This is a genomic window from Pseudoalteromonas sp. TB25 (assembly GCF_000497995.1).
In the GTDB taxonomy this organism is placed as follows: domain Bacteria; phylum Pseudomonadota; class Gammaproteobacteria; order Enterobacterales; family Alteromonadaceae; genus Pseudoalteromonas; species Pseudoalteromonas distincta.
This window is the reverse complement of record NZ_AUTI01000055.1, coordinates 1-6,828: the sequence shown is the minus strand read 5'-3', so window position 1 is coordinate 6,828 and position 6,828 is coordinate 1. Positions and strand designations below refer to the sequence as shown.

The 6,828-nt window shown below is 37.3% G+C and carries 4 protein-coding genes and 1 pseudogene; 4 read left to right on the top strand and 1 reads right to left on the bottom strand.

Features of this window, described 5'->3' with window-relative positions; translation table 11 throughout:
• A pseudogene (locus L652_RS1000000125270) lies at positions 1-112 on the bottom strand (cation transporter); the annotation flags it as partial.
• 251 nt (positions 113-363) lie between these two features.
• Between L652_RS1000000125270 and L652_RS0100975 the strand changes: the two are divergent.
• The 4 genes from L652_RS0100975 to L652_RS0100960 form a co-directional block, all read left to right on the top strand.
• Positions 364-5,127, top strand: a complete 4,764-nt coding sequence (locus L652_RS0100975; protein WP_024597095.1) for a PAS domain-containing protein — start codon at positions 364-366, stop codon at positions 5,125-5,127.
• A 12-nt stretch (positions 5,128-5,139) separates the two neighbouring features.
• The gene (locus tag L652_RS0100970; RefSeq protein ID WP_002958990.1) at positions 5,140-5,622 is read left to right on the top strand and encodes a GNAT family N-acetyltransferase; all 483 of its coding nucleotides are present in this window, start codon (positions 5,140-5,142) and stop codon (positions 5,620-5,622) included.
• A gap of 79 nt (positions 5,623-5,701) precedes the next feature.
• The gene (locus L652_RS0100965; RefSeq protein ID WP_024597096.1) at positions 5,702-6,208 is read left to right on the top strand and encodes a hypothetical protein; all 507 of its coding nucleotides are present in this window, start codon (positions 5,702-5,704) and stop codon (positions 6,206-6,208) included.
• Between the two features lie 22 nt (positions 6,209-6,230).
• Positions 6,231-6,828 (top strand): superoxide dismutase (locus L652_RS0100960; protein WP_024603197.1); only part of this gene is annotated, 598 nt, incomplete at its 3' end.

The following is a 6,828-nucleotide window of genomic DNA, read 5'->3' as shown; positions in this document are numbered from 1 at the left end:
CCCCGCCAATAACTTGGGCTACGGTTAGCAATACATTAATAACCACAGCGACGGTTAGCTGTTTATCGCTCTGGTTTTCGTCTACATGACTATGTGAGTGATCGTGCGCCATAATGACCTCAAATGTATTAATTGAATATTGCTTATATCATGGCTGGTTTAAAACCGCTACAGATGTGGTAGCGTCAATAAATCTAATTATAAGTTAGTAATAAAGGCGTATATTTTAAAAAGTGTGAATTTAATATTGTAACGCTAAACACCCATTTTTTAAGGAGTTTACCGCTCAAAACTTGCGTCTTTATATATTTAGTGCATTAATGTAAGTAATATTAAATGATTATAAGTTGCTGGATATTAAGCATGCACAAAGGTTTAAACTTTGGTGAATTAACAGGTAAAGGACAGTCTGTTCGAAGTAAGTTAATTATAACCTTTATAATTATAGCCTTAGGGCCACTTTGTATACTTACTTGGTTTAGCCTTGGACATGTAAATAGCACGCTTAAGCAAAATGCAGACGCTGAACTTAACGAGCTTAATAATATAGGTAAGCAATTTGCTGATATTTGGTTTGCAGAGCATGTTAAGGATCTATATTTGCTTAGGGCGCAGTTTGATATTAGCCCGACTAAAAAACAACAATTAATAGCGCAATTTGTTGAGCAGTACGACTTTGTTAATAATGTAGAACTTATTGATGTAAACCTCGTTAAATCACTACCTTCATCACCCTTTTTTAATATTATTACAGATCAACGTTTTAATAACATACTCTCTGGTATTAAAAATACAGGTAAAATCCAATTTCAGTCAATGACAGTCTCAGGGCGTGAGTATCATATTATTGGCTTACCGTTAGTAAATACCGAAAATAAGCTACAAGCCATATTGCTCGCAGATATAAATTTAAACGGCTTATTAAATAATCTAAGTAAAATACACGCTGCAAATAAAGACATAACATTTTATGTTATGCATAATAATAAAATTCAAAAAAATAATAATTCAGAAGATTCTCAACCATTATTTTTCTCTCAAAACGGCTCCCCAACGCAACGTGTTTTTTCTTACAGTAATAAAAATGAAGAGACTTTATACGGGTATATTGATTCTCTAGAGTTTTTAAATGAATCTGGATGGCAGTTACTTGTAACAAAACCAAAAGAAGTTGCACTACAAGGCGCTAATTTTTATAAACAGCTTGCTTTATTAACAAATGCGGGGGCATTGCTGCTTATATTAACGTCATCGTGGTGGTTTGGGCGTCGACTTTCTAGACCTTTAATTAACTTAGCTAAAATTGTTGAAAGTATTACAAAAGGAGACAAGGTAAAAGTCCCTGTAATACACGACAGTATTGAGTTTAACCAGCTTTCATTGGGTTTACGTAATTTAGTAGCCGTAAAAGAAGAGCAACAAAGTATATTACAAAAACAACGCTCTGCACTTCAAATTGCATTAAAACAATTAGCCGAGCAAAAAAGTGCATTAGATGAACACGCTATTGTTGCTGTAACTGATTTGCATGGCACCATCACTTTTGTAAATAAGAAATTTTGTGAGATTAGTGGCTACGATGAACACGAATTAATAGGTCAAAACCATCGCCTTTTAAATTCAGGAAAACACGAAAAAGCATTTTTTAAAAATATGTATAAAACGCTTAAACGTGGTGATATATGGAACGGGCAAATATGCAATAAAGCTAAGCATGGTGGCATATATTGGGTAGATACGACGATTGCACCATTTTTAGATGAAAATGGAAAACCGCAAAACTATATTGCTATTCGTAATGACATTACAGCCCTTAAAGTACAAGAGCTAGAGCTTGAGCAACACAAAACACAGTTACAGTTAGTGATAGACTCAACAGCTGTGGGTATTTGGGATTGGTATATTGATACGAATAAAGTGACGTTTAATAACCGCTGGGCCGAGATAATAGGTTACAAACTCAGTGAGATTGAGCCTTGTACTATAGATACTTGGTATACATATGCTCACCCAGACGACTTAGTGATATCAAATAAAAAACTTCAAGAGCACTTTGCCGGTGAGACTGACTATTTTGTTAGTGAAGCCCGCATGAAGCATAAAAATGGACATTGGATTTGGGTACTCGATACTGCAAAAGTAGTTGAGTGGAACTGCGATGGTTCTCCAAAACGTATGATAGGTACGCATTTAGATATATCAGAACGAAAATCTACAGAGCTTGAGCTGCAAGGAAGCCGCGATAGGTTTGCATCTTTGGTATCAAATATCCCTGGCATTATTTATCGATGTAAGTTTGATGAAAAATTAAGCATGCTTTATATGAGCGAGCAAGCGAGTGAAATAACAGGTTATTCACCTGATGAGTTGATACATGATGAATCCCCCAGCTTTTTTGATTTGATATGCGAAGACGATTCTAAAAAAATAAAAGATGAAATTCTACGTTGTGTTAGTGCAAAACAGTCATGGTCTGTTGAGTATAGGATTACAGCCCGCGATGGCTCCTTACATTGGGTAAATGAAAAAGGCCAAGCCATTTACGCAGATGATGGCAGCATATTGTATTTAGATGGGTTTATTTTAGATATTACAGATCGTTACAATACACAATTAAAAATAAACCGTCAGCAAAGCCTGCTTGAATCAATGAGTAAGCAAGGACAAATTGGTGCATGGGAGATGGACTTAGATGCGCATACACTTTATTGGTCTGATGAAGTTAAAGTTATTCATGAAGTACCAGAGGGCTTTGAACCGAGCATAGATACCGCTATTAACTTTTATAAACCAGGCATACACCGAGATACGATAACTACCTTATTTGAGTGCGCAGTGACTTTAGGCGAAAGCTGGAGTGTTGAACTTATTATTTTAACCTATGCTGGGCAAGAACGCTGGGTTAAATCGATGGGCCAGGCTGAGCTTAAAGACGGTAAATGTGTGCGTGTTTTTGGTTCATTTCAAAGTATTGATGCACATAAACGCCTTGAGCTCGAGAGCGAAAAAGCCAACAGATATAACAAAAATTTAGCCGCGCTTACGGTTGCACCTGAAGTACAAAATAGTGATGTAGAACAGGTTAAAAAGCTAGCCGTTAAATCTATGTGTGAAGTACTAAATGTTGCACGAGCTTCGGTATGGATTTTTAACGAAAAACGAGATGTGATGACGTGTCATAGCTTATATATAAATGGTCAAGGGTTTGTAGATACCGACGCTATTTTAACTGCTAAAGACTACCCAGCTTATTTTAATGCTATTTATAAACATAATTTAGTGGCTATTGATGATGTTTATACTCACTCAGCAACTGTTGATTTTATTGAAGCATATGTAATACCACTAAATATTAAATCGATGCTTGATGCTGTAATTGCAACAGGCGATGGTAATTTAGGTATTTTGTGCGCTGAAACAACTGACGAGCATCACAACTGGACGCAAAGTGAAGAAACGTATCTTCGCTCATTAGCTACTTTAGTGGGAAGCACTTTAGTTTCTCAAAAACGAAAAGTAATTAGTGAGGAGCTAAAAGTAGCACTCGTGAAAGCTGAAGATGCAGCCATTGCTAAGAGCCAATTTTTAGCAACCATGAGCCATGAAATTAGAACGCCGATGAATGGCGTACTCGGTATGCTAGAGCTTGTTCAATTAGAGTCGCTATCTAAACCAATAGAAACAAAAGTAGATATAGCCAAAAAAAGTGCACATTCTTTATTGGGTGTAATTAATGATATTTTAGATTTCTCTAAAGCTGAAGCAGGTAAAATCGAGCTTGAAGAAATTAACTTTAATGGACGTGATTTAATTGGTGAAGTTGCTGCCGCACAAGCATTTACAGCTCAAGACAAAGGTATTGAAATTATTTTGGATCTGGTAGCGCTAGAGCCTTCGCAGTTATGCGGCGATCCTGGGCGCATTCGCCAAGTTATTACTAATTTATTGAGCAACGCCGTTAAGTTTACGAGTCAAGGCGAGGTTGTTGTAAGCGCGAAAATTAATAAAGTAGCTCAAGGTTTAGAGTTTGTTGTAAGTATAAAGGACTCAGGCATAGGAATAAGTTTAGAAAAACAAGAGCAATTATTTACCCCTTTCTCTCAAGTCGATGCATCAACAACGCGTGAATATGGAGGCAGTGGCTTAGGGCTGGCTATTTGTAAGCAGCTTTGTGAGCTAATGGGGGGAGCCATCTCTCTCACTAGCGAAGCCGGTAAAGGGAGTACTTTTACTGCCACTATAATGCTAACTCCGGGAGATCAAAAAGAACGTTATATTCCTAATATTAATATGGAAGAGCTAACCGTTTTGGTTGTTGATGATAACGAGACAAATCGAATTGTAATTTCACAACAGCTTGAGCACTGGGGCGCTAAAGTTGCGCTTGCATGTGACGCACGCGAAGCTCTTGATATGTGCGCGCAGCAGTATAAAAGTAACAATTGCATGTATGATATTGCAGTGCTTGACATGCAAATGCCAGGAATGGATGGCATAGAGCTGTGTAAAGCACTAAAAGCACATGAAGATTATAAATCAATGCCACTTGTAATGATGACCAGTATTGCTGGTATGGAAGGTGCGCAGCGCTATTCTAATTCAGGCTTTCAGGCATATTTCCCCAAACCTGTAACCACTGCCGATTTAATTTCTGCACTGTCAGTCATAACAAGTAATGATGCAGGTGAGACACTCCCACTTGTTACTTCAGGCTATATTTCCTCTCTTAAAAAAGAACAAGTGCAGGAATCTACCCAAATATTACTTGTAGAGGATAATCCAATTAATCGGCAAGTGGCTACATTAATGCTCAAAAAGCTTAATTGTGACGTTACAATTGCCGAAAATGGTCAATTAGCGATAGATATATTAGAGTCTCACGATTCTGGTTTCTTTAAGCTCGTTCTTATGGATTGCCAGATGCCTGTTATGGATGGCTTTGCTACAACTGCAGCTATACGTAAAGGTATGGCGGGTATACAACACATAAACATTAGGATCATTGCTATTACGGCTAACGCAATGGACTCTGATAAAGAGCGTTGTATAACCGCTGGAATGGATGACTACTTGAGCAAACCGATTCAATTAGATATTTTAAAAGATAAATTAGAGCAGTATATTTAAGGTAAAAATACAATGAGCCAACCCGTTATAATACGTGATGCAAAGCCAAGTGATGCGAAAACAATTTTGCACTTTATTACCGAACTTGCCATATATGAAAAAGAACCGGATGCAGTTAAAACAGACGAACAGGCTATTTTAGATACTCTGTTTAGCGATGGTGCTACTGCGCACAGCATAATTTGTTTAGAAGGTGATGAGCCAATTGGTTTTGCGGTCTATTTTTATAATTACTCTACATGGTTAGGTAAAAATGGCCTATACCTTGAAGATTTATACGTAAGCCCAGATAGCCGTGGCAATGGTGCAGGTAAAGCCATTATGAAGCACTTAGCTAATAAGGCGATTAGTAATGACTGTGGTCGTTTTGAATGGGTAGTGCTTGATTGGAATAAACCCGCTATCGATTTTTACAATAGCATTGGTGCAAAGCCTCAAAACGAATGGATAATATATCGCTTAACAGGGCAGGAATTACTAGACTTCGCTAAGTAGTTAATGAAAATCATTTGCATTTAGGTTTGTGGGTGTGTAAGTTAACTACACGCCCATAAATAAACGTGCAGATGATTATATGATCTCAAATCAAAAACAATCCCACTCAGATTTACTTTGTCTTGATCAAGCATTAAGCCCTTGGCAGTCGAATATAATGCAAGGTAATTATGCATTTGAACAAGGTGCACTTCTCGAAGCCCGCGATAAATACTTATTAGCTAAAACACTTGCAGATCATCTTCTTCAGCAGTTTTTATATGCTCAGATTAATAACAATGTCATCCATGCTATTGAGCATTGCATACCCGCACTTGTTGTTGCGTCGCATAATTTAGCTGATACCTATATAGCTATGCAACAGCCTGAAAATGCATGCAAATGGCTATGCGAAGTACACTTAACACTCTGTTCGCTAATTAAGCATACTCATTACGATATACAAAAAGTGAGTAAGCATCATTACACTAAAACGTCCTCTGAACTTGTATCATTTGCAAGACGCTATCATTTTTTACCTGAGCTAATAGAGCAAGTGAATTTTTGCTTATGCTCAGAGAGCACTACAAACAATCAACTGCACTAATTTAAAAGAAAAAGGAGTATTTATGGCTTTTACTTTGCCTGCACTTAACTATGAGTACGATGGGCTTGAACCTCATATTGATGGTAAAACAATGCATATTCACCACACATTGCATCATCAAACGTATATTAATAAAGCCAATGCTGCTTTAGCAGATACTGTTTATGCAACCGCAAATGCTGAAAAATTACTTAAGGGAATAAACAGCTTGCCTAGTAATTTACAAAAAGCAGTACAAGAGCATGTAGGAGGGCATTTTAATCACAGCTTATTTTGGCAAGTAATGAGCCCTCAAGGAGGAGGTGAACCTGAAGGTAGTGTAGCTCAGGCAATAAATGAACAGTTTGGCAGTTTTGATAAATTTAAAGACCAATTTACTGCTGCTGCAATTAGTCAATTTGGCAGTGGTTGGGCGTGGCTATGTGTGACCCCAGATAAAAAGTTGATTGTAGAAAATAGTGCTAATCAAGATTGCCCTTTAATGCAGGGAAATACCCCTATTTTGGGACTTGATGTATGGGAGCATGCCTATTATTTGAAGTATCAAAATAAGCGTCCTGACTATATCGCTGCTTTTTATAATGTAATTAATTGGACTGAAGTTGAAAAACGCTACCTAG

Excerpts from the sequence above, each read along its gene's own strand:
- L652_RS0100965 (WP_024597096.1), top strand. The coding sequence starts at position 5,702 with ATGATCTCAAATCAAAAACAATCCCACTCAGATTTACTTTGTCTTGAT.
- L652_RS0100970 (WP_002958990.1), top strand. The coding sequence starts at position 5,140 with ATGAGCCAACCCGTTATAATACGTGATGCAAAGCCAAGTGATGCGAAA.
- L652_RS0100975 (WP_024597095.1), top strand. The coding sequence starts at position 364 with ATGCACAAAGGTTTAAACTTTGGTGAATTAACAGGTAAAGGACAGTCT.